Source organism: Streptomyces sp. Tu 3180 (assembly GCF_009852415.1).
In the GTDB taxonomy this organism is placed as follows: domain Bacteria; phylum Actinomycetota; class Actinomycetes; order Streptomycetales; family Streptomycetaceae; genus Streptomyces.
The window spans coordinates 2,754,985-2,780,044 of sequence record NZ_WOXS01000002.1; the positions used below are offsets into that span (position 1 = coordinate 2,754,985).

23 protein-coding genes and 3 tRNA genes are annotated in these 25,060 nt (G+C 75.9%); 19 read left to right on the plus strand and 7 right to left on the minus strand.

Annotated features, from left to right (window positions below):
- The first annotated feature begins 8 nt into the window (after positions 1–8).
- The 10 genes from GL259_RS13380 to GL259_RS13425 all read left to right on the plus strand — a co-directional run bounded on the left by GL259_RS13380 (position 9) and on the right by GL259_RS13425 (position 12,125).
- Positions 9–995: a DUF3068 domain-containing protein gene (locus tag GL259_RS13380; protein ID WP_159532440.1), complete on the plus strand. Its 987-nt coding sequence runs from the start codon at positions 9–11 to the stop codon at positions 993–995.
- Between the two features lie 176 nt (positions 996–1,171).
- On the plus strand, positions 1,172–2,323 hold the full coding sequence (locus GL259_RS13385) for a glycosyltransferase family 4 protein (protein WP_159532442.1): 1,152 nt from the start codon (positions 1,172–1,174) through the stop codon (positions 2,321–2,323).
- The gene (locus GL259_RS13390) at positions 2,320–3,096 is read left to right on the plus strand and encodes a class I SAM-dependent methyltransferase (RefSeq protein ID WP_243762297.1); all 777 of its coding nucleotides are present in this window, start codon (positions 2,320–2,322) and stop codon (positions 3,094–3,096) included. Before GL259_RS13385 ends, GL259_RS13390 begins: the two co-directional genes overlap by 4 nt.
- Positions 3,093–7,451: an alpha-(1->3)-arabinofuranosyltransferase family protein gene (locus GL259_RS13395; RefSeq protein WP_159532444.1), complete on the plus strand. Its 4,359-nt coding sequence runs from the start codon at positions 3,093–3,095 to the stop codon at positions 7,449–7,451. Before GL259_RS13390 ends, GL259_RS13395 begins: the two co-directional genes overlap by 4 nt.
- Positions 7,448–8,704, plus strand: a complete 1,257-nt coding sequence (locus GL259_RS13400; protein WP_159532446.1) for a condensation protein — start codon at positions 7,448–7,450, stop codon at positions 8,702–8,704. The genes GL259_RS13395 and GL259_RS13400 overlap by 4 nt, the downstream gene beginning before the upstream one ends.
- The gene (locus tag GL259_RS13405) at positions 8,705–9,442 is read left to right on the plus strand and encodes a class I SAM-dependent methyltransferase (protein ID WP_159532448.1); all 738 of its coding nucleotides are present in this window, start codon (positions 8,705–8,707) and stop codon (positions 9,440–9,442) included. It begins immediately after the preceding gene.
- A gap of 15 nt (positions 9,443–9,457) precedes the next feature.
- Entirely contained in the window at positions 9,458–10,486 is a 1,029-nt protein-coding gene (locus GL259_RS13410) for a hypothetical protein (protein WP_208026469.1), read from the plus strand.
- Positions 10,392–10,685 carry a Trm112 family protein gene (locus GL259_RS13415; protein WP_159532450.1) on the plus strand — a complete coding sequence of 98 codons (294 nt, stop codon included), beginning with the start codon at positions 10,392–10,394 and terminating at the stop codon, positions 10,683–10,685. The genes GL259_RS13410 and GL259_RS13415 overlap by 95 nt, the downstream gene beginning before the upstream one ends.
- Complete coding sequence (locus GL259_RS13420) at positions 10,682–11,533, plus strand: FkbM family methyltransferase (RefSeq protein ID WP_243762298.1); 852 nt, start codon at positions 10,682–10,684, stop codon at positions 11,531–11,533. The genes GL259_RS13415 and GL259_RS13420 overlap by 4 nt, the downstream gene beginning before the upstream one ends.
- Complete coding sequence (locus GL259_RS13425; RefSeq protein ID WP_159532452.1) at positions 11,499–12,125, plus strand: hypothetical protein; 627 nt, start codon at positions 11,499–11,501, stop codon at positions 12,123–12,125. The genes GL259_RS13420 and GL259_RS13425 overlap by 35 nt, the downstream gene beginning before the upstream one ends.
- Here GL259_RS13425 and GL259_RS13430 read toward each other — a convergent pair.
- Positions 12,097–12,987 (minus strand): hypothetical protein, encoded by an 891-nt coding sequence (locus GL259_RS13430; protein ID WP_159532454.1) that lies wholly within the window; start codon positions 12,985–12,987, stop codon positions 12,097–12,099. The two genes, GL259_RS13425 and GL259_RS13430, sit on opposite strands and share 29 nt — an antisense overlap.
- A 144-nt stretch (positions 12,988–13,131) precedes the next feature.
- Here GL259_RS13430 and GL259_RS13435 point away from each other — a divergent pair, with 144 nt between their 5' ends.
- Positions 13,132–14,208, plus strand: coding sequence for a MerR family transcriptional regulator (locus tag GL259_RS13435; RefSeq protein ID WP_159532456.1), 1,077 nt, complete (start codon positions 13,132–13,134; stop codon positions 14,206–14,208).
- Between the two features lie 14 nt (positions 14,209–14,222).
- On the opposite strand, the gene GL259_RS13440 is transcribed toward GL259_RS13435, so the two are convergent.
- The gene (locus GL259_RS13440; RefSeq protein ID WP_159532458.1) at positions 14,223–14,930 is read right to left on the minus strand and encodes a FadR/GntR family transcriptional regulator; all 708 of its coding nucleotides are present in this window, start codon (positions 14,928–14,930) and stop codon (positions 14,223–14,225) included.
- Positions 14,931–15,119: 189 nt separating this feature from the next.
- Here GL259_RS13440 and GL259_RS13445 point away from each other — a divergent pair, with 189 nt between their 5' ends.
- The 5 genes from GL259_RS13445 to GL259_RS13465 all read left to right on the plus strand — a co-directional run bounded on the left by GL259_RS13445 (position 15,120) and on the right by GL259_RS13465 (position 21,385).
- Entirely contained in the window at positions 15,120–16,505 is a 1,386-nt protein-coding gene (locus GL259_RS13445; RefSeq protein WP_159532460.1) for an SLC13 family permease, read from the plus strand.
- Between the two features lie 106 nt (positions 16,506–16,611).
- On the plus strand, positions 16,612–18,069 hold the full coding sequence (locus GL259_RS13450; RefSeq protein WP_159532462.1) for an acyl-CoA synthetase: 1,458 nt from the start codon (positions 16,612–16,614) through the stop codon (positions 18,067–18,069).
- Entirely contained in the window at positions 18,062–19,399 is a 1,338-nt protein-coding gene (locus GL259_RS13455) for a carboxyl transferase domain-containing protein (protein ID WP_159532464.1), read from the plus strand. Before GL259_RS13450 ends, GL259_RS13455 begins: the two co-directional genes overlap by 8 nt.
- Before the next feature lie 151 nt (positions 19,400–19,550).
- Entirely contained in the window at positions 19,551–19,955 is a 405-nt protein-coding gene (locus tag GL259_RS13460; RefSeq protein WP_159532466.1) for a CU044_2847 family protein, read from the plus strand.
- Between the two features lie 392 nt (positions 19,956–20,347).
- Entirely contained in the window at positions 20,348–21,385 is a 1,038-nt protein-coding gene (locus tag GL259_RS13465; protein WP_159532468.1) for a rod shape-determining protein, read from the plus strand.
- 76 nt (positions 21,386–21,461) lie between these two features.
- Here GL259_RS13465 and GL259_RS13470 read toward each other — a convergent pair whose 3' ends face one another.
- Together GL259_RS13470 and GL259_RS13475 are read right to left on the minus strand one after the other, a co-directional pair.
- Positions 21,462–22,415, minus strand: coding sequence for an anti-sigma factor RsbA family regulatory protein (locus GL259_RS13470; protein ID WP_159532470.1), 954 nt, complete (start codon positions 22,413–22,415; stop codon positions 21,462–21,464).
- On the minus strand, positions 22,412–22,723 hold the full coding sequence (locus GL259_RS13475; RefSeq protein ID WP_159532472.1) for an STAS domain-containing protein: 312 nt from the start codon (positions 22,721–22,723) through the stop codon (positions 22,412–22,414). Before GL259_RS13475 ends, GL259_RS13470 begins: the two co-directional genes overlap by 4 nt.
- Before the next feature lie 244 nt (positions 22,724–22,967).
- Here GL259_RS13475 and GL259_RS13480 point away from each other — a divergent pair, with 244 nt between their 5' ends.
- Both GL259_RS13480 and GL259_RS13485 read left to right on the plus strand, forming a co-directional pair.
- Entirely contained in the window at positions 22,968–23,645 is a 678-nt protein-coding gene (locus GL259_RS13480; protein ID WP_159532474.1) for an ANTAR domain-containing protein, read from the plus strand.
- Between the two features lie 74 nt (positions 23,646–23,719).
- Complete coding sequence (locus GL259_RS13485; protein WP_159532476.1) at positions 23,720–24,100, plus strand: hypothetical protein; 381 nt, start codon at positions 23,720–23,722, stop codon at positions 24,098–24,100.
- A 45-nt stretch (positions 24,101–24,145) separates the two neighbouring features.
- Here GL259_RS13485 and GL259_RS13490 read toward each other — a convergent pair.
- The 3 genes from GL259_RS13490 to GL259_RS13500 form a co-directional block, all read right to left on the minus strand.
- A tRNA-Ile gene (locus tag GL259_RS13490) sits at positions 24,146–24,222 on the minus strand.
- Positions 24,223–24,400: 178 nt separating this feature from the next.
- Positions 24,401–24,473 (minus strand) — tRNA-Asn (locus GL259_RS13495).
- Between the two features lie 5 nt (positions 24,474–24,478).
- Positions 24,479–24,551 (minus strand) — tRNA-Asn (locus GL259_RS13500).
- Positions 24,552–24,720: 169 nt separating this feature from the next.
- Here GL259_RS13500 and GL259_RS13505 point away from each other — a divergent pair.
- Complete coding sequence (locus GL259_RS13505; RefSeq protein ID WP_159532478.1) at positions 24,721–25,026, plus strand: YtxH domain-containing protein; 306 nt, start codon at positions 24,721–24,723, stop codon at positions 25,024–25,026.
- The last annotated feature ends 34 nt before the right edge of the window (positions 25,027–25,060 follow it).

Sequence of the window (25,060 nt, forward strand, 5' to 3'; positions counted from 1 at the left end):
GCGCCCGGATGCGCCGTACAGCTTCCCCCTTCTCCCTGGTCCTGCTGGGTGTCGGCACCTTCCTGCTGGTGCTGGCACCGCTGCTGGCGTGGTACGTGCACCCCCGTGCCGCGGTGAACCCGATCGACATCGACACCACCGCCGTCTACACCGGCCGGGGCAGCGTCTTCGACACCGGCCGGGTCGAGACGGTGCCCGACCGGAGGATCACCATCACCCAGCGGGTGCGCGGCGACGTCGAGGACAGCGAGCGCAGCGGGAACGCCGTGTGGGACGTGATCACCACGGTCGACACGGACGCGTCCCTGCCGGCCGCCGACCCGCACGACGCGCTGGCCTTCACCCCGCACCGCTGGGTGCTGGACCGCAGGACCACCAAGCCCGTGCACTGCTGCGAGGAGACGCCGCGCATCGAGGGCGAGGCGTACCTGAAGTTCCCCTTCGACGTGCAGAAACGCTCCTACCGGTGGTGGGACAACACCCTCGGCGACACGGTCGTCATGCGCTACCGGGGCACCGCGAAGGTCCAGGGCTACACGGGGTACCGGTTCACCGGTTCGGTGCCGCCGACGAAGTCCGGCACCCGGCTGGTGCCGGGCGCCCTCGTCGACCGGCCGGAGAGTCCGCAGGTGCTGGCCGAGGAGTGGTACTCCAACCACGGCATCGAGCTGATCGTCGACCAGCGCACGGGCCGGGTGCTCCGCGCGCAGACCGGCCCGCGGCAGACCCTGCGGGCTCCGGGCGCGGACGAGGACGCGGCCGTCCTGCTGGACGCCGAGGAGATCGCGTTCACGGCCCGGACCCAGAAGGAGGCCGTGCGCCAGGCCGAGAGCGACAGCGGCCGGCTGCGCCTGCTGGGCGAGACGCTGCCGGTCGGCGCGGCCGTGGCCGGAGGCCTCCTCGCGGTGGCCGGAGGGGTTCTCGCGGCGCGCGGACGGAAAGAGGAGGAACGCCCCGGCACGTCCGGTACGCCGCACTCGGTACTCACGAAATGACATGGCGCCGGCTTCAACAAAGCCGGAAATTGTCACGTTCGTGAGTAGCCGTGACGAACGGCTGGGCGAAAACTGTGCAACCCCACCCGAGCACAGTCCGGCCGTCCCCGGCCCACGACCCCACGGCGCCCCACCGCGTCCCGACTCCCCACATCCCGAGACGAGTTGGAGCAACGATGCCCCAGCACGTGCCGTCCTCCCTGCGTGTCGCGCCCCCCGGCGCGCCGCAGCACCCCCCGGCGCTCCCCGCCCACCCCCGCCGGATCGTCTTCCTCGCCCACCGCGACCTGGGCAACCCGTCGGCCGGCGGTTCCGAACTCCTCGTCGACCGGCTCGCCGACGGCCTGACCCGCCTCGGCCACCAGGTCACCCTGCTGTGCGGGGGACCCGCGTCCTTCCGCGACTACCGGGTCGTGTCGGCGGGCGGCACGTACGGTCACTACCTCCGTGCCCGTTCCGCCTTCGCCCGCCAGGTCGGCGACTGCGACCTGCTGGTCGAGGTGTGCAACGGCGTGCCGTACCTGGCGTCGCTGTGGCACGACGGGCCCACCCTGTGCCTGGTCAACCACGTGCACACCGACCTGTGGCCGATGCGCTTCGGCGGTCCGCTGGCCCCGGCCGCGCGGATCGGGCGGAGACTCGAGCACTGGGCCCTGACCGGTGCGCGCCGGCGCGGACTGCTGGTCGCCGTCTCCCCGTCGACCGCGCACGCGCTGCACGGGATCGGCGTGCCGCCCGAGCGGATCCGGGTCGTGCACAACGGCGTGGAGGAACCGGGCCCGCCCGCCGCCCGCTCCCCCCGGCCGCTGTTCGTGGCCGTGGGCCGGCTCGTCGAGTACAAGCGCATCGACCTGCTCCTGCGGCTGTGGGAGCGGGTGCGGCCGGTCACCGGCGGCCGGCTGGTGATCGTCGGCGACGGTCCCGAGCGGGACCGGCTGGAGCGCCTGGCCGGCCCGGACGTCGAGGTCACCGGGCACGTGTCCGAGGCGGAGAAGCACCGGCTGCTGTGCGCGGCCTGGCTGCTGCTGCACCCCTCCGCGGTGGAGGGCTGGGGCCTGGTCGTCACCGAGGCGGCCGCCCGCCGGACCCCGGCGATCGCCTTCGACGTCCCCGGCCTGCGGGACTCCGTGGTGGACGGCGTGACCGGGGTGCTGGCGCGGGGCGAGTCCTCGTTCGCGGCGGCCTGGTGCACCCTCGCGCTGTCCGCGCACCGCCGGGAGCCGATGGGCGAGGCGGCCCGCGACCACGCCGCCCGCTTCCGCTGGGACCGCACGGTGCGGCAGTTCCGGGCGGTGGCGGCGGAGGCCGTGGGGAGCCGGCGGCCGTGAGCGCCGGCGGTCTCCCCGGCCGGGCGAGGCCGAGAGCCGGACGGGGACCGAAGGACCCGTCCCTGCGCAGGTCCCTCGCCCTCTTCCGGGCCTTCCTGCACGAGCAGGACGACCCCGAGGCCTGTTACACGCTGCTCGCCCGTGACGCCGCCGACCAGGTCGAGGCGTACGACGGCCCGGTGGCCGGCCGGGTCGTGGTGGACGTCGGCGGCGGCAGCGGCCACTTCACCGAGGAGTTCCGCGCCCGCGGCGCGCACGCCTACCTGTTCGAGCCCGACGTGCGGGAGCTCGCCGAGAAGCCGCCCGAGGGGACGGTGGTCGCGGACGGCTACCTGCTGCCGCTGGCCGACGGGTCCGCGGACGTCACGTTCTCCTCCAACGTCCTGGAGCACGTGGCCGATCCGCAGACCTTCCTCAGCGAACTGGTCCGGGTGACCCGGCCCGGCGGGCTGATCTACGTGTCGTTCACCAACTGGCTGTCCCCCTGGGGCGGTCACGAGTGGGCCCCGTGGCACTACCTCGGGGCCGAGCGGGCCCGGGCCCGCCACCGGCGCCGTACCGGCGGGCCGGCCAAGCACACCCTCGGCGAGAACCTCTTCCCCGTGCACATCGGCGCCACCCTGCGGCACGTGCGCGCCCGCGACGACGTGCGGATCGTCTCGGCGCGCTCCCGCTACTGGCCGTTCCTCACCGAGACCGTGGTCAAGGTGCCCGGCCTGCGCGAGTTCGCCACCTGGAACCTCCTCCTCATCCTCCGGCGGTGTCCCGTATGACGACCATGGTCCAGGCCCCTCCCCCGGCAGCCGTCCCGCGCGCCGCGACCTCCGCGGACCCTCCCGGGGGCCCCCGGTCGCGGCGCTGGCTGCTGGGGTTCTGGGCCGTGGTGTTCGTGCTGTTCCTCGCGGTGCGGCCCGGCCGGCAGACCTTCGACACCAAGCTCGGCGTCACCGTCGACCCCGGGCGGTTCCTCGCCGACCTGGGCCAGCTGTGGCAGGACCGGGGGTCGTTCGGCGGGATCTCCGACCAGTACGCCGGCTACCTGTGGCCGATGCTGCCGTTCCACTGGGTGTGCGACCTGGTGCGCCTTCCGGTGTGGCTGGCGGAGCGGCTGTGGATGTCGCTGATCGTGTCGGTCGCGTTCTGGGGCGCGCTGCGCCTGGCGGAGCGGCTGCGCGTGGGCAGCGGGGCGTCCCGGCTGCTCGCGGCGGCGGCGTACGCGCTGTGGCCGGTGTTCACCACGGTCGTCGGTTCCACGTCGGCCGCCGCGCTGCCGGGGGCGTTCCTGCCCTGGGTGCTGCTGCCGCTGACGGACGAGCGCCGCACGGCCCGGGTCGCGGCGCTGCGCTCGGCGCTGGTCGTGCCGTTCATGGGCGGGGTCAACGCGGCCTCCACGCTGGCCTCCCTGCTGCCCGTCGGCCTGTACCTGCTCTCCCGCCCGCCGGGGCCGAGGCGGCGCGGGCTGATCGCCTGGTGGACGCCGGCGGTGATCGTGGCGACGGCCTGGTGGTGGATCCCGCTGCTGCTGCTCGGGGCCTACGGCGAGAACTTCCTCCCCTACGTCGAGACCGCGCGGACCACCACCGACACCATGGCGGCGACGGAGGCGCTGCGCGGCGCCGGGAACTGGGTGGCGTACCTGCACTTCGGCGAGGCGTGGCTGCCGGCCGGGTGGGCGGTGGCGTCCTCGGTGGCCGTGATCGTCTGCTCGGCGCTCGCGGCCGGGCTCGGTCTCGCCGGGATCGCCCGGCGGGACGTGCCGGAGCGTCGCTGGCTGGTGCTGACCGTGCTGGTGACGGCGCTGGTGCTGCTCGCCGGGTACGGCGGCGCGTTCGGCGCCCCGTTCCACTCGGTGGTGCAGGACTGGCTGGACGGCTGGGCGGCGCCGTTCCGCAACATCTACAAGTTCCAGACGGGGCTGGCGCTGGCGCTCGTGCTGGGCCTGGCGCACCTGGTGGGCACGGCCGCCGGAGCGCGCGGGAGCCGCCGGGCGCGCGGCCGGCGGTCCGCCCCGCTGGTCGCCGCGGTCCTCGTCCTGCCGGGCCTGCTGTGGCCGTACCTCGACGGCTCGGTCCTCGGCCCGGGTCCGTTCCGGGAGATCCCCGCGTACTGGCGGGCCACGGCCGACTGGCTGGAGAAGCACTCCCCCGACTCGCGCGCCCTGGTCGTGCCGGCCACCGCGCACGGCATCCACACCTGGGGCTCGACCGTCGACCAGCCGCTGGACGTGGTCGCCGAGTCGCGCTGGGCGCAGCGCGACTACGTGCCCTTCGGCACCCCCGGCAACCGGCGCGCGCTGGACGCGGTCGAGCAGGCCCTGCTGACCGGCGCCGAAGTGCCGGGCCTCGCCGACTACCTGAGCCGGGCGGGCGTCTTCCACGTCGTCGTCCGCAACGACCTCGACCCCGATCAGATCGGGTACGTGCCCACCACGACGGTCAAGCGCACCCTGGAGCAGTCCGGGTACGAGCGGGTCACCGGCCTCGGCCCGGTCATGACCGGCGGCGTGATCGCGGACGGCACCCCGCTCCAGGTCGAGGGCCTGTACCCGCGGCAGCGGGCGGTGGAGATCTACCGCCCGGCCGACGCGGACGTCCCGCGCCCCGGGCAGGCCGCGCTGGCCCCGATCGCCGACACGGCCGTGGTGTCCGGCGGCCCCGAGGCGCTGCTGCCGCTCGCGGACGAGCTGCGCGGCCGGCCGGCCGTGCTGACCGGCGACGGCCACCCCGGGCTCGGCACCCCGCCGGTGCAGGTGACCGGCGACGGGATGCGGCGCGCGGACACCCGGTTCGGCCTGGTCAACGCGAACACGTCGTACACGTACACGCGCGACGAGCGCAACGCGCCGGACGCCGCGCAGAACGCGGGCGAGCCGCCGCACCAGATCCTGCCGGTCGAGGGGCAGGAGCACCAGACGGTGGCCGAGCTGCGCGGCGCCCGCTCGGTGACGGCGTCCTCCTACGGCAACTGGCTGTTCCACCTGCCGCAGTTCGACCCGGTGAACGCCTTCGACGGCGACCCGGGCACCGCGTGGGCGGAGGGGTCGGCCGACTCGCCGGACGGGCAGTGGCTGCGCATCGCCTTCACCGGCCGCTACGACATGCCGGACTCCTTCGGCGTCCTCCCGCTGCCGCAGGACGGCGTGCGGGCGGCGGCGACCCGGGTGCGGGTGGAGACGGAGAACGGGTCGCAGACCGGTTTCCTCCGGGCCGGCGGCGGCAAGCAGCGGATCAAGGCGCCCGCGGGCCCGACGGACTGGATGAGGCTGACGATCGTCGGCTCGACGGCCGAGCGCGCCGGTCTGACCGGCGCGGGCTTCTCCGAGATCGACCTGCCCGGCGTGCGGGTGACCCGGCTGCTGCGGCTGCCCACCGACGCGGAGGGGTCCGCCGCCACCGCCCAGGTCGTCTCCCTGCACCGCGCCGCCGACCCCACGGGCCTGTCCGCCGTGGGCACCGAGGCGGGACTGCACCGCCGGTTCACCACCGGCTCGGCGGGGACGTACGAGGTGACGGCGAGCGCGGTGGCGGTGCCGGGCGAGGCGCTGGACCGGCTGCTGTACGAGGTGGCGCCCGAGCAGCGCGACCGGATCGTCGCCACCGCCGACTCCACCGCCCGCCTCGGTGCCGGCCTGTCCGCGCGCAACCTCACCGACGGCGACCTGACCACGGCGTGGATCGCGGGCGGGAGCCCGACCGTCCGTCTGAGCTGGGAGGGCAGGCAGCCGGTCGGCGAACTGGTGCTGGCTCCCGCCGGGGGCCTGTCGGCCCGGGCCGCCGAGGTCCACATCAGCTCCCCGGACGGCGCGGCGATCGCCGCGGTGGACGAGAACGGCTGGGTGCGCTTCCCGCCGATCACCACCGACCGGCTCGACGTCACGGTCACCCAGACCGCCCCGCTCACCCTGCACAACCCGGTCGTCGACGAGGACCTGCAGCTGCCGGTGGGCCTGACGGAGGCGTACGTCCCGGCGCTCGACCGGTACCGCACCCCGCAGCCGTCCGGCACCCGGGAGGTGTCGCTGGAGTGCGGGAAGGGCCCGGTGGTGGCGGTGGACGGCACCCTGTACGAGACGAGCGTGCGGGGGACGGTGCGGGACCTGGTGGAGCGGCGCCCGGTCGAGGTGACGCTCTGCCGGGAGGGCCGGGACGCCCGGGAGCTGGAGCTGTCCGCCGGCGACCACCGGGTCGAGGGCGGTGACGCGGGTCCGCTGGCGCTGACCGAGGTGACCCTGACCCGCGGGACCGTGCCGCGGGCGGCGCCCTCCGGGCGCCCGCTGGAGATCCGGGACTGGCTCGGCGACCACCGCGAGGTCGCCGTCGGCCCGGGCGCGGCCTCGTACCTCACGACGTACGAGAACCACAACGACGGCTGGAGGGCCACCCTGGACGGCGAGGAGCTCACGCCGCTGCGGCTGGACGGCTGGCAGCAGGGCTGGCGGATCCCGGCGGGCGCGGGCGGCACGGTGAAGCTGTCCTACGGGCCGGCCACGACGTACGACGCCGGGCTGATCGGCGGCGGGGCCGGGATCGCGGTGCTGATCGGGCTGGCGCTGTGGCGGCGGAACGCCGAGAACCCCCACGGGCCGCAGCCGGCCGCGCCGCCGCCCGGCCCGTGGCTCGGCGCGGTGGCGCTGACCCTGGCCGGCGTGGTGATCGCGGGCTGGTGGGCGCTGCTGGTCCCGGCGCTGGCCCTGGTGGCGTGGCGCCGGCCCGCGCTGCTCGCGCCGGTCGCGTTCGCGGCCCTCGCGGGAGCGGGCGGCGCGGCGGCGCTCGGGGCCGGGGAACCGGTGGGCGCCGGGACGGGGGCGTACGGGCACGTGGCCCAGCTGCTGGCGCTGACCGGGCTGTTCGCCGCGGCGGTGGGTCTCGGTGCGCGGCGCGAGCGGGCGGAGCCGGCCCGGGAGCCGGACGGGCCTGCGGACGGGCCGGGGCCGACGGCGGTGCCACCGGCGCCCGCGGCCGCCGGGTCCCGTGTGCCGGGGCTGTCGCCCGCCCCCCACACGCACCCCTGGCCGCCGGCGCCCGCCCCGGCGCCTCCTCCCGCCGCGCGGCCACCCCTCGCCCCCGACCCGCCCACGCGGCGGCTGCCCGGGGCACCGGGCGATCCGGGGAAGGGCGGCTCCGCATGACCGCTCCCCCGCGCATCCCCTTCCCCGTCGTCGACGAGGTGTCCCGGCACTGCCGGCAGGAGGCGGAGCCGGAGACCGTCCACATCGAGGTGCACCTGCCCGGGCGCCTGGACCCCGCCCGCATGCGCAAGGCGTTCACGGAGGCGCTGCGCCGGCACCCGCGCATCCTCGTGCGCGAGGCCCCGGGCCCCTGGTACCGGCGCCGCTACGAGTGGGAGCTGACCGACGAGCCGGACGTGGAGGTGGTGCGCTTCCCGCCGCCGGGCGAGGACGCCCTGCACGGCGCCCGGACCCGGGCGCTGGCCCAGGCGCCCCCGCTCACCGCGTCCCCGCCGGTCCGCCTGGAGGCGGTGGACGACGGGCGGGGAACGGTCCTGGTCCTCACCGTCAACCACACCGCCCTGGACGGCCCCGCCTGCCTCCGCGTCCTGGCCACCGCCGCCGAGGTGTACGGCGGCCGGGACAACACCCCCGCCGCCCCGCCCGTACGCCCTCCCGAGACACCGCAGGTCCCGCCGGCCGCGCCCTCCCCCTGGGCGCGGTCCGCCCGGATCGCCCGCGGCACGCCCGGGCCCCCGGCCGGCAACGGCATGCTCGTCGCCGAACTCCCGCTCCCGCGCCGCCCCGAGGGCTCCCCGTACACCGTGAACGACCAGCTCATGGTCGCCACGGCCCTGACGCTCGCCCACTGGAACCGGGAGCGCGGCGCCGCCCCCCGGCCGCTGCGCATCACCATGCCGGTGGACGACCGCCCCCGGGACGCCACCATGCCGATCGGCAACGGCACCCGGCTCGTGGAGGTGCCCTTCGGCCCGGACGAGCTGGACTCGGCCGACCTGCCCGGGCTGCTGCGCCGCACGGCCCTGCGCACCCGCGCGCTGAAGTCCCTCCCCCGGCCCCAGCTCGGTCACGGCGCCGCCCTGCTCACCGCGCCCTGGGCGCCGGTCGTCTGCCGTGCCGCCCTCACCCGGGTCCTGCGCCGGGCGGCGGCGCCCTGGATGTCGACCACGCTGCTCAGCAACATCGGCCGGGTCCCGTACCCGCTGGACTTCGGCGAGGAGGCGGGGCGGGCGCACGCCGTGTGGTTCTCGGCGCCGGCCCGGATGCCCCGCGGGCTCACCTTCACCACCGCCTCCACCGCGGGCCGGCTCCACCTCGCCCTGCGCTGGTCCCGCTCGCTGCTCGGTCCCGGCGACGGCGCGCACCTGCGCGATCTCTTCGCGCACCACCTGCACACCACGGAGGCGAGCTGAGTGACGACCACCGCACCCCCGCCCCGCGGCCTGCGCGACTTCTACGAGAACCCCGCCGTCCCGGTGGCCTCCGGCCCCTCCCGCAGCCGCCGCCAGGCCCGCATGCTGGCCCGGGCGCTCGGTCCGGCCGGCGCCCGGGGCCCGCGGACGATCCTCGACATCGGCTGCGGCGACGGCTCCGCCGCGGCCACCGCCGCCCCCTTCCTGCGCGGCCACCGCCTCGTCGGCGTCGACTGGTCCCAGGACGCCCTGGCCCGCGCCCGCGCCCGGCTGCCGCACGCGGTGCGCGGCGAACTCACCGGCGGCGGACTGCCGTTCGCCTCCGCGTCGGCCGACGCGGTGCTCTTCAGCGAGGTCGTCGAGCACCTCGTCGACCCGGACGCGGCGCTCGACGAGATCCGCCGCGTCCTGCGCCCCGGCGGTCATCTGATGCTGTCGACCCCGAACCTGGCCGCCTGGTACAACCGCGTGCTGCTGCTGGCCGGGGTGCAGCCGGTGTTCTCCGAGGTCAGCCTGCGCGGCATCCACGGCCGGCCGGGCACGGAGGTGGTCGGGCACCTGCGGCTCTACACGGCCCGCGCGCTGCGGGAGTTCGTCGCCGCGTCCGGTTTCACCGTGGTGCGCCTCGAGGGCGCCCCCTTCCACGGGGTCCCGCGCGTGCTGCGGCCGCTGGACCGGCTGGCCTGTGCCGGGCCCTCCCTCGCGTCGATCCTGCTGCTGCACGCGCGGAAGACGTGAGGGGGGCCGGGGGGCATGTGGTGGGGAGTGGCCGCCGCCCTGGTGGCGAACGTCCTCTACAGCGGCGGGTTCGTCCTGGAGAAGAGGGCGCTCGCCGCCCTGCCCGAAGTGACGGTGCGCCGGCCCGCGCGGCTGCTGCGGCTGGTGCTCGGCAGCCCGCTGTGGATCGGCGGCGCACTGGCCCTCGCGGCCGGGTTCGCCGCCCAGCTGCTGGTGTACCGCACGCTGCCGATCGCCGCCGCGCAGGGCATCTTCGTCTCCGGCCTGGTGCTCCTCGTCCTGCTGTCGTCCCGGCTGCTGGGCGAGGAGACCAGCGGCCGGGAGCGGTACGCGCTGGGCGCCATCCTGCTGGCGCTGCTGCTGGTGGTGGTGTCGCTGCGCGAGGGCGGCCCGGGCGCCGACACCGTGGGCCGCGCGGCGCCGTACCCGCTGATCCTGCTGGTGTGCGTGCCGTCGCTGGCGACCGGGGTGTGGCTGTACGCGGCCGCCGAGCGCCGCGCCCGCCGCCGCCACCGGATGCCGACCACGGGCGTCGAGTACGGCGTGGCCGTCGGCCTGCTCTACGGCGTCAGCTCGCTCGCCATCAAGGGGGTGTCGAGCCGTTCGACGGCCGGCGGGATCGGCGCCGCGGCACTGGACCTGCTGCGCTCCCCGTACCCGTACCTGCTGCTGTTCACCGGCGCGTTCGGTCTGGTGATGTCGCAGGCGGCGCTCCAGCGCTGCCGGGCCTCGCTGATCGTGCCGGTGTGCACGACCGTCTCCTGCCTGTACTCGGCGGTGCTCGGCACGCTGTCGTTCGGCGAGGAACTCCCCGACGAGCCGCTGCGGCTGGCGTCGCGCGTCGCGGGCACGGTGCTCGCGGTCGCCGTGCTGCTGGCCATGCCGAAGCACGACACCGCCCGCGAACCGGCCGGCGAACCGGACTGTGAAACCGAGGAGTTGAGGACCCGTGAACCCCGACGACCCGCTGCTGCGGATCCTGGCCTGCCCGCTCGACAAGGGCCCGCTGCACCTGCTGGCCCCCGCCCCCGGCGCGGACCGTGAGGAGAAGGGCGAGGAGGGGACGGGCGGACGGGCGGCGCGGGGGGAGGCCCTGTACAACCCGCGCCTGCGCCGCCGCTACCCGATCGTCGACGGCATCCCGCAACTGCTGCCGTCGTCCGGGGAGCAGGTCACGGAGGAGGAGCACGAGGAGCTGCTGACCCGCATGTCCCCCGCCTCCTCGCGGGGGGCGGCGCCGTGACGCGTCCCGCGCACCGGACGTCCCGGACCCCGGCCGCCCGCCTGGCGCCCTTCCTGCCCACCCGCGCCGTGGCCGCCGCGGCCCGGACGGTCTACCCCCGCTTCGAGCCCGAGCTGGCCCGGCTCGCCGACCTGTGCCCGCCGGACTGCGACACGGCGGTGGACGTCGGCGGCTGGTACGGCCCGTGGACGCACCGGCTGGCCCGGCGCGCCCGGCGCGTGGTGACCGTCGAACCGGTCCCCCACCTGGCGCGGCTGCTCACCGCCACCGCCCCGGCGAACGTACGGGTGGTCCGCGCGGCGGCCTCGGACCGTCCCGGCACGGCCCGGCTGTGGCTGCCGCCGGACGACGGCGGCGACCGGGGCGTGTCGTCCCTGGTCCGCCGGGACATCCACGGCCGTTTCCTGGACGTCACCTGCGTCACGCTGGACGAGCTCGGCCTGCGGAACGTCGGCTTCGTGAAGATCGACGTGGACGGCAACGAGCCGGCCGTGCTGCGCGGGGCGACCGGCATCCTGGCCCGCGACCGTCCGGCCCTGTTCGTGGAGCTGGAGTCCCGCATCCAGCCCGTCGCCCCCGTGGTGACGTACCTGTCCCTCCTCGGCTACGACGGCTGGGTCCTGCCCGCCGGCACCTGGGTCCCGCTGTCCCGCTTCCCCCTGGAGGCCCACCAGGCCCACACCTCGTACGTCGTCGGGCACGGCCTGCTCCGCCGGGTCCTGCCCCTCGGTCCGCTGCGGGGCCCGCGCTACGTCAACTCGGTGCTGTTCCTCCCGGACGGCCGCCGCCCGGGAGGGGTCCGGGTGGACGACGATGGTTCCCATGCCTTCCGCGAAGCCCCCCGCTGAGCCCTTCACCCCGCTCGACTTCCAGCTGGTCCTGCTGCGCCGCATGGCCGACCTCAACCCCGGCCCGGTGGAGGACGCCCGGCGCGCGCTGGGCGTCTCCCCCGCCCGGATGCGCGAGGCCAACAGGCGCTGGCAGGCGATGGTCCGCTCCCCGCGCTCCGGCCCGGCCCGGTCCCTCACCCGGGTTCTCGGCTCCGTCCTGGGCGAGCCGGAGTCCCGGTCCCCGCGCCGGGCCGGCGACCTCGACTGCGAGGCGTGGCAGTGGCCGGTCCCGCTCTGGCCCGACCTGCGCTTCGAGGTCCTGACCGCTCCCGGGGGCGCGGTCTGGAACGCGTGGCTGGTCCGCGCGCCGGGCGCCGCGCCTCCCGCCCTGCGCTCGCTGGAGGACCTGACGCCCTGGTCCTGCACGGTGGACGAGGCCGCCCGCGCCTTCGCCCCGGCCCGCCCCCTGGAGGGCACGGCGCCCGCCCGCTGGGGCCTCGCCCTCACCGCACCGGACGCCCGCGGCGAACGCCACGAGGTGGTCGCGGAGTTCACCTGGGGCCTGCTGCAGCGGACGGCGGTCAGCGGCCCCGGCCCGCGGCGGCCCTGAGGATCTCCTCCACCACGCGCGGCACGGACCCCGGATGCAGCGACAGGAACAGGTTGGGCTCCACCAGCTCCAGCTCCATCACCTGCGGCCGGCCGTCCTCGCCGTCCACGAGGTCCACGCGCGCGTACAGCGGCCCGGGCTCCCCGGACGCGCCGGGCACGGCGGCCAGGGCCTGCTCGGCGACGGCGAGTTCGGCCGGGGTCGGGGACCAGGCGGTCAGCCCCGGATGGGCGACCTTGCGCCGGTCGTAGGGCGTGCCGGGCGTGAGCACCGCCTGCTTGCGGCTGGCGTGCAGCAGGCGCCCGCCGAAGAACTGCAGCGCCCGCTCGCCGGTGGTGTCGATGCCCCGCACGTACGGCTGCACCATCGCGGTGAACCCGTCGGCGTGCATCCGCCGCAGGTGCCGTACGGCCGTGTCGTGCTCCCCGGGCGTGTAGCGGGCGGCGAACCGGGCGCCGGCGCCGGAGGTCGGCTTGACGACGTACTCGTGGCCGGCCGGGAGGTCGGCCGGGTCCCCCGGGGCCAGGTAGCGGGTGGGGACGACCGGCACGCCGGCCTCCGCGAGCTCCCCGAGGTACCGCTTGTCGGTGTTCCACCGCACCACGTCCGCCGGGTTGGCCAGCCGCGTGGCCTTGCCGCACCGCTCGGCCCACGCGGTGAACTCGGCCGCCCGCCAGCTGTAGTCCCAGGTCGACCGGATCACGGCGAGGTCGAAGCCGCTCCAGTCGACCCCCTCGTGGTCCCACGCCACGGCGGACGCCTCGGCCCCGGCCTCCCCGAGCGCCCGCACCAGGTCCGGCAGGTCACGGTCCTCGGCCACCTCGGGTCCGGGCCGGCAGGTCACGAGCGCGATACGGGGCACGACGGGTTCCCCCTCACAGGAACGGCTGGTCGGACCGGCAGGCTAACAATCCGGGGCGGGGGCGGGGTGCTTGACCTTCCCCTTCGGTGAAGCCCCAGCATCGGCGGCGGAACGCGAGACGGCCGCGAGAGGTACGGGGGACCCATGGAGATGCTGACGATCGGCGCGTTCGCGAAGGCGTGCCGGCTGTCCCCGAAGGCGCTGCGCCTGTACGACGAGCTGGACCTGCTGCGGCCCGCCCGGGTGGACCCGGACACCGGCTACCGCTACTACGCGGCCGGCCAGCTGGAGCGGGCCCGGCTGGTGGCGTGGCTGCGCCGCCTGGGCATGCCGCTGGCCGGGATCCGTCACGTCTGCTCGCTGGACGCGGGGGCCGCCGCCGGGGAGATCCGGGCGTACTGGGCCCGGGTCGAGGCGGAGACGGCCGTACGGCGGGACCTCGCCGCGTTCCTGGTCGATCACCTCGGGGAAGAGTCGAGAAGGGACACCACCGTGAACACCACTCCCCTGGAGCTGCGTTACCACGCCCACTCCGACCGGGGCCGCGTCCGGCCCGCCAACCAGGACACGGCGTACGCGGGCGGCCGGCTGCTGGCCGTGGCCGACGGCTTCGGTCCGGCGGGCGCGCCGGCGAGCAGCGCGGCGGTGCAGGCGCTGCGGTCCCTGGACACGCGGGAGACGCCGGCGGGCGGGGTCCTCGACCTCCTGGAGGACGCGGTCCGGGACGCGGAGCGGGCGGTGCGCGACGCGGCCGCCGGCGCGGAGGAGGCGGGCACCACGCTGACCGCCCTGCTGTGGACGGGCTCCCGCCTGGCCCTGGTCCACATCGGCGACTCCCGCGCGTACCTCCTGCGCGACGGCGACCTCTTCCGCATCACCCACGACCACACGATGGTCCAGTCGATGCTCGACGAGGGCCGCCTGACCCCGGAGGAGGCCGCCTCCCACCCCCAGCGCACCCTCCTGCTGAAGGCCCTCACCGGCGCCGGGACGACCGCGTCCCCGGACCTCCGCCTCCACGACGCCCGCCCCGGCGACCGCTATCTGCTGTGCTCCGACGGCCTCCCGGCGGTCGTCCCCGACACCGCGGTCCGGCGCCTCCTGGCCACCGCCCCGGCCCCGGACGAGGCGGTGCACAGCCTGATCGCCGCGGCCAACGAGGCCGGCGGCCCGGACAACGTCAGCTGCGTGGTGGCGGACGTGCCGGAGGCGGCGGCCTGACCGTCAGGAGCCGGTCACCGCTCCTCTTCCGGGTCCCAGTCCAGGAGGCGGACCTCGGCGACCGTGCGGACGTGGCGGCGCATGGCGGCGGCCGCCCGGCGGGGGTGGCCCTCGGTGACGGCGTCGAGGATGGCCCGGTGCTGGGCCAGGGAGCGGTGGGGACGGCCGGGCTGGCGGAGGGACTCCGTGCGGCTCTCGGCGATCTGCCCGGCGATGGAGCGCATGAACTCCGCGAGCAGGCCGCTGTGGGCGGCCGCCGTCACCGCCGCGTGGAACAGACGGTCGCCCTCGACGCCGTGGCCGCCCGCCTCGATCTCCTCGGCCATGTGCGCGAGCGCGGACCGCATCGCGGCCAGGTCGTCCTCCGTGCGGCGCTCGGCGGCCAGTTCGGCGAGCTTCGTCTCCAGCGCCTCCCGGGCCTCCAGCACGTCGGGGAGGCGCCGCCGGCGTTCCACCATCCGCTCGACCGGCTCGGTGTCGAGGCTGTCCCGTACGAGGTAGGTGCCGCCGCCGTGGCGCGCCTCCACCAGGCCCTGGACCTCCAGGACCACGATCGCCTGCTTCACCGAGGCCCGGCTGACGCCGAGCCGCTGGGCCAGGTCGCGTTCGGGCGGGAGGCGGTCGCCGGCCCGCAGGCCGCCCTCGGTGACGTACTGGCGCAGCCGGTCCAGGACCTGCTCGTACAGGCGCTGTTTCGTCATGGGGCGCAGGGCGTCGGTCACGGGGTCCCCCTCTCGTCGGGAGACTAGCACCGGGGCCCGGGAAGTGGTCGAGTGGCTGAGCCAATTCCTGCGCGACCCCTTGACGTCCCCCCTCCCGGGGCCCACGCTGTCCAGCCGGACGGACCACGACCGCGCGACAAGTGGTTCAGCCACTCAGCCACTGCCAGGGACCCAACGACGGGAGCCCGCATGTCCCCCGAACTCATCTCGATCCTCGTCCTGGCGGTGGTGTTCGTCATCGCCACCACCCGCTCCGTCAACATGGGCGCGCTGGCCTTCGCCGCCGCCTTCGGGGTCGGCACGCTCGTCGCCGGCCTCGACGCGGACGGCGTCTTCGCCGGCTTCCCCGGCGACCTGTTCGTCGTCCTGGTCGGCGTCACCTACCTCTTCGCCGTCGCCCGCGCCAACGGCACCACCGACTGGCTGGTGCACGCCGCCGTCCGGCTCGTGCGGGGGCGGGTCGCGCTGATCCCCTGGGTGATGTTCGCCCTCACCGGCGCGCTCACCGCGATCGGCGCGGTCAGCCCGGCCGCCGTCGCGATCGTCGCGCCGATCGCGCTGAGCTTCGCCGCCCGGTACGGGATCAGCCCGCTGCTGATGGGCGCGATGGTGGTGCACGGCGCCCAGGCCGGCGGCTTCTCGCCGATCAGCATCTACGGCTCGATCGTCAACGGCATCGTCGAGCGCGAGAAGCTCCCCGGCAGCGAGATCACCCTGTTCCTCGCCTCGCTGCTGGTGAACCTCGTCATCGCCGGGGTGGTGTTCGTCCTGTGCGGCGGGCTGAGGCTGTGGACGCGGGGGGCGGTGACCGACGCCGGGGCCGGCACGAAGGGCGCGGGGAGCGCGGAGGGCGTGGAGGGCGCGGGGAGCGGTGGCGGCTCCGGCACGGGCCCGGACGACGGCGCCGGGACCCGTACCGCCCCCGCTCCCGCCCCCACCGCCGTGGCGACCCGTCCCGACGCACCCGCGAGCGTCCCGCTCAGCGCGCCCGTCATCGCCACCCTCGTCTGCCTGGCCGCCCTCGTCGTCGCCGTCCTCGGCTTCGACCTGGACGCGGGACTGACCGCGATCACCCTGGCCGTCGTGCTGAGCACCGCCTGGCCGGACGACAGCCGCAGGGCGGTCTCCGAGATCGCCTGGCCCACGGTCCTGCTGATCTGCGGTGTGCTCACCTACGTCGGGGTGCTGGACGAGATGGGCACGATCACCTGGGCCGGCGAGGGCGTCGGCGGCATCGGCGTCCCGCTGCTCGCCGCGGTGCTGCTCTGCTACATCGGCGCGATCGTCTCGGCGTTCGCCTCCTCCGTCGGGATCATGGGCGCGCTCATCCCGCTGGCCGTGCCGTTCCTCGCCCAGGGCGAGATCGGGGCCGTCGGCATGGTGGCCGCGCTCGCGGTGTCGGCGACGGTCGTGGACGTGAGCCCGTTCTCGACGAACGGCGCGCTGGTCCTGGCCGCGGCACCGGACGTCGACCGCGAACGTTTCTTCCGGCAGTTGATGGCGTACGGAGGGATCGTGGTCGCGGTGGTCCCGGCGGTGGCGTGGCTGGTGATGGTCGTGCCCGGTTGGGGGTAGGTCCCGGGCGACGGGAGCAACCGGGCGACCGGAGGCCCCGGACGACCCGGGCACCGGTGGCCCTCGAACGGCGACGACAGCCGACGACAGCTAAGGAGTACGACGCGTGTCCTCTCTCTTCCCGGCCCTGGCCGACGGCCGGGCCGCCGACCGGCCCGCCCTGCGGTTCGGCGAGCGCTCACTGACGTACGGGGAACTCGCCGCGGCGGCCGGCGCGGTGGCCGGGGGGCTCGGGCGGGCGCGCCGGGTCGCCGTGTGGGCCACGCCGACGGCGGAGACCGCGGTCGCGGTCACCGCGGCGCTGCTCGCCGGGGTGGCCGTCGTGCCCCTCAACCCCCGGTCGGGCGAGAAGGAGCTCGGCCACATCCTGTCCGACAGCGCCCCGGAGCTGGTGCTCACCGAGCCGGACCGGGAACTCCCGCTCCCGCTGCGGGACGTGCCGCGTCTCGACGTCGGCCCGGACGGCGGGGCGGCCCCGGGCGGGCTCCCCGAGGACCGCGCGGACGACGGGGACCCCGCCCTGATCGTCTACACCTCCGGCACCACCGGCCCGCCCAAGGGCGCCGTCCTCCCCCGCCGCGCGGTCGCCGCGACCCTGGACGCGCTCGCCGACGCCTGGCGGTGGACCGGTGACGACGTCCTGGTGCACGGGCTGCCGCTGTTCCACGTGCACGGCCTGGTCCTCGGCACGCTCGGCCCGCTGCGCCGCGGCGGATCCGTGCGCCACCTCGGCCGGTTCACCACCGAGGGCGTGGCGCGCGAGCTGAACGACGGCGCGACCATGCTGTTCGGCGTCCCGACGATGTACCACCGCGTCGCGGAGGCGCTGCCCGACGACCCGGAACTGGTCAAGGCGCTGGCCGGGGCGCGGCTGCTGGTGTCGGGCTCCGCCGCGCTGCCGGTGCACGACCACGAGCGGATCGCGGCCGCGACCGGGCGCCGCGTCATCGAGCGGTACGGCATGACGGAGACGCTGATGAACACCAGCGTCCGCGCGGACGGCGAGGCCCGCCCCGGCACCGTGGGCGTGCCGCTGCCGGGCGTGGAGCTGCGGCTGGTGGAGGAGGACGGCTCCGCGGTGACGGCGTACGACGGCGAGAGCGTCGGCGAGATCCAGGTGCGCGGGCCGAACCTGTTCACCGGGTACCTCAACCGGCCGGACGCCACGGCCGCCGCCTTCACCGCCGACGGCTGGTTCCGCACCGGCGACATGGCGGTGCGCGACCCCGACGGCTACGTCCGGATCGTCGGCCGCAAGGCCACCGACCTGATCAAGAGCGGGGGGTACAAGATCGGCGCGGGCGAGATCGAGAACGCGCTGCTGGAGCATCCGGGTGTGCGGGAGGCCGCGGTCACCGGGGAACCGGACGCCGACCTGGGCGAGCGGATCGTGGCGTGGGTGGTGCCGGCCGACCCGCACGCCCCGCCCGGGGCGGAGGAGCTGGCCGATCACGTGGCCCGCCGCCTCGCCCCGCACAAGCGCCCGCGCGTCGTCCACCACCTCGACTCCCTCCCCCGCAACGACATGGGCAAGATCATGAAGCGGGCGCTGCGCCATGGCTGACCGCCCCTCCGCCCGCGAGGCCCTCGCCCTGGTCGCCGACGACTTCGACGAACTCCCGTACCGGTCGAGGGAGCCGGTCCCGGACGGCCCCCTGGCCTGGCCCGGTTACGACGCCGCCCGCGCCCGCGCCGCCGAACGCACCGGTGAGCAGGAGTCCGTGATCTGCGGCACCGCCCGCGTCGAGGGCACCCGGACGGTGCTCGTCTCGTTCGAGTTCGGCTTCCTCGGCGGCTCGCTCGGGGTGCGCACCGGCGACCGTCTGGAGGCGGCGTACGCCCATGCGCGCGAGCACCGCCTGCCGGTCGTCGCGCTGGTCGCCACCGGCGGCAGCCGGATGCAGGAGGGCATGCTCGCCCTCACCCAGCTCCAGCGCGTGGCCCGCGCGTCGGCGCTCACCCGGGAGGCGGGACTGCCGCGGATCGCGGTGCTGAGGGATCCGACGACCGGCGGCGGCTGGGCCACCCTGGGCGCGGGCGCCGACGTGGTCCTCGCCCTGCCCGGGGCCCAGGTCGGCTTCGCCGGCTCGCGGGTGCGGCCGGCGGACGCGGACCCGGCGGCGTACACGGCCGAGGCGCAGGTGGCGGCGGGGGCGGCGGACGCGGTGGTGCGGCCGGAGGCGCTGCGGGAGACGCTGGGCCGGTGGCTGCGGCTCCTGACCCGCCCGTCGGCCGCGCCGGTCCCGCCGCCCGCGGCGCTGGGCGCACCGGACCTCCCGGCCACCGGCTGGGACGCCGTCCGCCGCGCCCGCTCGCCGCGACGTCCGCGCGCCGCCGCCTACCTGGACGCCTACTTCGCCCACCGCGTCGCGATCGGCGGCGACCGCTGCGGCGGTACGGACCCCGACGGCATGCTCTGCGGCTTCGGTGAGCACGAGGGCCGCACGGTCGCCTACGCGGCGCAGACCGGGACGGCGACCCGCCCCGCCGGGTACCGCACCGCCGCCCGGCTGGTCCGGCTCGCGGACCGGCTCGGCATCCCGGTGCTGACCCTGGTGGACACGCCGGGCGCGGCCAACGACGCGGAGGCGGAACGGCAGGGGGCGGGAGCGGCGATCGCCGACCTGTTCGGCGCGGTGGCCGCCGCCCGCACCCCGGTCACCACGCTCGTCGTGGGCGAGGGCGGTTCGGGCGGCGCGCTGGCCCTGGCGGCCCCCGGCAACACCTGGGCCGCTCCGGACAGCTACTTCTCGGTGATCGCCCCGGAACTCGCGGCGGCGATCCTCAAGCTCTCCCCGGCGGAGGTGGAGACCACGGCCGACCGGCTCCGCATCCGCCCGCAGGACCTGGTGGACCTGGGGGTGGTCCGGGGCATCGTCGGCCGGCCGGTCTGACCCCGGGGGCGGAAGCGGTCCCGGCGCCGTCCTCCGCCCGGGGAGGCGGCGCCGCTCGCGCGCCCGGCCCCCGCGGCCCCTGTGTCGGGCCAAGCACCTTGCGTAACATAGGAGTTCACCGGGAACACGCACAGCGGGGGAGCGCGGCACGATGGACGGGTTGATGCGGTTCAGGACCGAGGACGGCGCCACGGTCGTCGTGGAGGGCGTCCGGGACGGGTCCGGCGCCCGGCTCGTCTCGCGCGGCGACGGCCCGGCCCAGGCGGCGCGCACCTTCGAGGGCTCCCTGGAGGGCGTGCGCGCGGCGGCCGCGTCCGCGCTGCGGGTCTTCCGGGACGGCTCGCTCAAGCCGGACGCGGTGGAGCTGGAGTTCGGGGTGAAGCTGACCGCGGAGGCCGGGGCGATCATCGCCAAGGGCTCGGCGGAGGGGCACCTGGTCGTCAAGCTCAGCTGGTCGCCGGAGCGGGCCGGGACGGCCGGGGAGACCGGGACGGCCGGGGAGACCGCGACGGCCGGGGAGACCGGGACGGACCGGGAGGCTGCCGGCCGGTCATGAGCGGCGCCGCCCGGCGCACCCGGGCCGGAGGGCCCGGCGTCCCGCGGGCTCCGCTCCCCGCCCTCCGGCCCCCTCGGTCCGGTCCGGTGGCGCGGGACCCGCGTCTCGCGGCCCTCCCGGCTCCGGTGCCGCCCGCGCCGCGCCGCCCCTGACGCCGCGACGCGCTCCACGCCCGCGCGAACGCCCGGTGGAGTCGGCCCCCTCGGCCGGGAACCGGACGGGCACGCGGCCGTCCGCTCCCCGTCCCGCCCGCGCGGCGCCCGGCCCCACCCCCCATTCAGCGGCCCCTCGCCCGGACCCCCAGGAAAGGCGCCCGTCCCCGCTCCCGCGCACGATGCCTAGGAGGTCCGCCGCCCGGCGGGCCGCTGGGTCCGCACTCGGGAGGATCTGCCGTGACCGCCACTCTGGAGCAGTTGCGCCGCTGCCACTTCGCCGTCGACCTCGGGGCGGCCCGTACCCGGGTGTACGTCAAGGGCGCCGGTCTCGTCGTCGACCAGCCGTCCGTCGCCGCCGTGAACACCCGCACCGGTGCGCTGATCGCGGTCGGCGAGTTCGCGGAGAAGATGACGGGACGCACCCCGGATTACATCCGCGTCGTGCGGCCCGTCTCCGGCGGCACCGTCGTCGACATCGAGATGGCACAGCGCATGCTGCGGCAGCTGCTCGGCGACAAGACCCGCCGCATGCTGCGCCGCAAACCCCTGCTGCGCGCCGCCGCCTGCACCCCGCACGACGCCGATCCGCTCGCCCAGCGCGCCGCGATCGAGACCCTGGTCGGTCTCGGCGCCCGCCGGGTGGAACTGGTCGACACCCTGATCGCCGCCGCCGTCGGCTGCGACCTGCCCGTGGAGCGCCCCGAGGCGGCCATGATCATGGTGTGCGGGGCGGCGGCCACCCAGGTGGCGGTGCTCTCCCTGGGGGCGATCGTGACGGCGGAGCGCATCCCCGTCGGCGGTGACGCCGTGGACCACGCGATCGTGCAGCACCTGCGCCACCGGCACGAGCTGATGCTGCCGAGCCAGTCCGTACGGCCGCTGCAGCTCGCGCTGTCCGGCAACGGGCTCACCCCCGAGGGTCCGGAGTCGACGGAGATCCACGGACGGGACGTCGCCACCGGCCTGGCCCGTTCCGTGACGGTCGACACGGCTGCCGTCCGGGAGGCCATCCAGACCCCGCTCACCGCCGTCCTCGACGGCATCGGCAAGGTGCTGCGGGGGTGCCCGCCCGACCTGGTCGCCGATCTCGCCGACCGCGGGATCATGATGGTCGGCGGGAGCGCCCTGCTGCCGGGCCTGGACCAGATGCTGCGTCAGGCGACGGGCATGCCCGTGAACATCGCCGAGCGGCCGGACGTGTGCGCCGTGCAGGGTCTGGGCGCCATGCTGGAGGGCAGGATCGCCCCGATGGTGCTGGACCCGCTGGGGACCTAGGGGGTGTCCGGCGGGGCTCCGCCGGAGTCCGTCGGGCGAAGGCCCGTCGGACGAGGACCCGCCGGCCGGGGAGCGGTCACCGGGCGAACCAGCACCGCACCGTGGTGCCCTCGTCGCCGGTGTGCGTCCGCACCAGGTCGGCGATCAGGTTGACCAGCAGCAGTCCGCGCCCGCCGGGCCGGTCGCGGGTCGGGGGCCGGCGTCCGGCGAGCGGATCGGTGAGCCGTCCCCGGTCGCGCACCTCGCACACCACGTGGCGGTCCTCGCCCCAGACCCGCAGCACTCCCGAACCGCCGCCGTGCACCACGCTGTTCGTGGTCAGCTCGGCCGTGGCGAGGGCCAGGTCCTCCAGGGCGACGCCCGTGAGACCGAGCCGCCGTCCCTCCTCGGAGGCCAGGTGCCGGGCCTGGGTCAGCGACTCGGCGGTGAAGGAGAAGGCCGGCGCGTCCGGCACGAGCGGCAGCGGCTCGTTGTAGCGGGCGACGACGGCGTCGGGCGCGTAGGCCGCGCTGTCCTGCGCCGGACCGGAGCCGGCCGGGATGACGACGGGGTGCGTGGCGTGGGCGTCGGCGAGGACCGTTTCGGGCAGGCGCACGGCGTCGTAGGGGCACAGGATGGTCACCGTGCGGCCCCGGAAGGCGGCGTTGATCAGTGCCTCGTGCTGGGCGCAGGCGGGGTACTCGGACGCGGAGCGGCCGGCCCAGATCGGTTCGCCGATGATCCGCACCCGTCGCCCGGCCGGCTGGGCGTCCGCGAAGGAGCGCAGCACGCCGGGGATGATCCGGCCGGGGTTGCGCCCGGCCTCCCGCATGTCCAGGAGCCGGACGGTCTTCGCGTCGTCGCCGAGCGCGTCCCGGATCAGCCGCAGCCGGTCGCCGGGCACGGCGACCGCCACGGGCTCGCCCGCCGCCAGTCCCGCGCGGACGAACGGGACGGTCCCCTCCAGGTACTCCCGCTCGTCCCGGTAGAAGAGGGCGGGGTGGACGAAGGGGTCCGGGGTGGTTCCTGCGTGTTCGGCCACGGCACTCATGACATCGACACCTCGATCGTCGAAAGGTCGGGCCAGAAGATCTCCAGCACCCGTCGCAGGGCCTGCGGCGGACGACGCACCACGAACCGCCGGCCGTCCCCGAGCCGCTGGGCGGCGGCCGCGAGGGCGCCGGCACCCGCGACGTCGACGAACGTCACCTCGGACAACTCCAGGTAGTACAAGCCCTCACCCTCACGCACCGCCTGCTCCAGTGCGCGTTCCCAGATCGTGTGCGTGGCCAGGCCGACCTCTCCGGCCGCGCGGACACCACGGCACCCGTCCAGCGGGTGCACCGTCAGGGACGGCACCGGAGTGCCGGGTCCGTGCGACGCCCGAGGCCAAGTACCCAATACCGTCTCCCCCGCATTCCGGACCAGCAGGTACCCCGTCGGTTCCCGGTCATTCCCCGGCCCGGTGTGTAGCACGTCGCGGGCGGGGCAGGCGCACCCACAGCGCAGCCGGGACCGTGCGCAGCTTACCGCCCCGGTTCCGACGGCAGTCGCACTCCCGTGAACGCCCGACGACCACCCCGAGCCCCGACAAGGCGGTGACATGACCTCCGCGGCACCACTCCCCTTCCCGGGAAGGACGAACACCTTGGTCATCGGCGGGCGCATGGACGGGGACCGGGCACTGCTCACGCCACGCGGCGAACTCGTCCACGGGTGCGCGGACGTCCTCACCGAGAAGCTGGCCCGGCTGCCCGCCGACACGGCGCGGGTGGAGCTGGACATGAGCGGTGTGCACTTCATGGACACCGCCGGTCTGGAGTTCCTCGAGGTCCTGCGCGACCACGGCCGCCGCAGGTCGATACCGGTCAAGGCCACCCGCTGGAACGGCCAGCCGCGCCGCATCCTGGAACTCGCCGGCCTCGACACCACGGACCCGCTGCGCTCCCCGGCCCCGGGGAAGGCGCCGGTGCGGGCCGCCTCGGTGGTGGCCCTGGAGCGGGCGGAACGGCTGCGCGTGCTCCAGGCGGAGGTCGAGCAGCTCCGGCAGGCGATCGCCTCCCGCCCGGTCATCGACCAGGCCCGCGGCATCCTGATGGCCATGTACGGCTGCACCTCGGACGAGGCCTGGGACATCCTCCGGGAGGCATCCCAGCTGTCCAACACCAAGCTCCGCACGGTCGCCGCGTCCCTGACGGCCTGCGCCGCGGCGGAGGGCACTCCCCCGCCGCCGGAGGTCCGCACGGCCCTGGCCAGGGCTCTCGCGCGCCGGCGGTCCTGAGCACCGGGCCGAAGGACCGCGGTCCCCGCGCGAACTGATCCGCCGTCACCGCCGCCACCGTCCCCGCCGCCGCCGTGACCGCCATCACCGCCGTGACCGCCATCACCGCCGGGGCCGGCCTCGTGCCGCCGGTGAGCGGCGCGCGACGGCGGGCGGGCGCGGACCCGGCGGGCGGACATGGATCCGGCCTGGTGACGCCGGTCCCGCGGGGGTACTCGGTCCGGGTGCCGCCGGGGCGTCCTCGCGACCGCCCGGCGGCGGACGGTCACCTGTTCCGCGACGAGGAGGCACCCACGATGACCGAGCACCACACTCCGTCCCAGGCCGAGGGCGACAGGGACGACGAGGAGCGCACCGCGAGCGCCGAGCAGCGTCCGACCCCCTCCCAGGCGGAGGGAGACCGCGACGACGCGGAGGAGTCCACCGTGACCGGCGAGGGTGACACGGGTACCTGAGGGCCCGGGGGCCGGGCGCGGTCCGCGCGCGTGGCGGGGGCTGGGTGGTGGGGCGGGTGGGACTCGAACCCACGGCCGACGGATTATGAGTCCGCTGCTCTAACCGGCTGAGCTACCGCCCCATGGCGGCGTGTCGCGTACATGTGTGCGCGCCGTCTGCCGCAGCATAGCCGCTCATACGATCTCCTGCCTCGGCTGGTCGGCTGCGCGCGGCCTTCGTGACCATGGAGACCGCGCCCGGCCCCGCGCGGTTCCGGCGGACATGAAAAAGGACCCCGAAGGGGGTCCTCGTTCAACCTGCTCCCCCGACTGGACTCGAACCAGTAACCTGCCGGTTAACAGCCGGCTGCTCTGCCAATTGAGCTACGGAGGACCGAGCTCCCCCGACTGGACTCGAACCAGTAACCTGCCGGTTAACAGCCGGCTGCTCTGCCAATTGAGCTACGGAGGAATGCCTCGTTGCATCGAACGCACCTACCCGGGTATTCGCCAGGGGGCGCGCGCTCGCTGCGACACATACATTAGCGCAAGCAGGGGGGTGCTCCGCCAATCAGTACTCCCCGGCGGTGTCGTCGCGCCGGAGACCTACGCAGACCTGAGCAGAGGGAAGGGTGGCCGCCATGCGTTACCGGCTCACGTTCGTCGCCGGAGTCGTCCTGGGTTACGTGCTGGGCACGAGGGCCGGACGCGAACGGTACGAGCAGTTGAAGAAGTCCGCTCGGCAGTTCACGCAGAACCCGGCCGTGCGCAACACCGCGGAGACCGCGGCGCAGCAGGGCCGCGAATTCGCGGGCAAGGCGTACCACGTGGTGAGCGACAAGGTCGGGGACCGGATGCCCGACTCGGTGGCCCACCGGGTGCGCACCCTGCGCGAGCGCACGGCGCACGGCGCCGGTGAGGACGACTGGGGCACGAGCAACACCTGACGGCCACGCCCCCGCACCGGTCGCCGCACCCGCC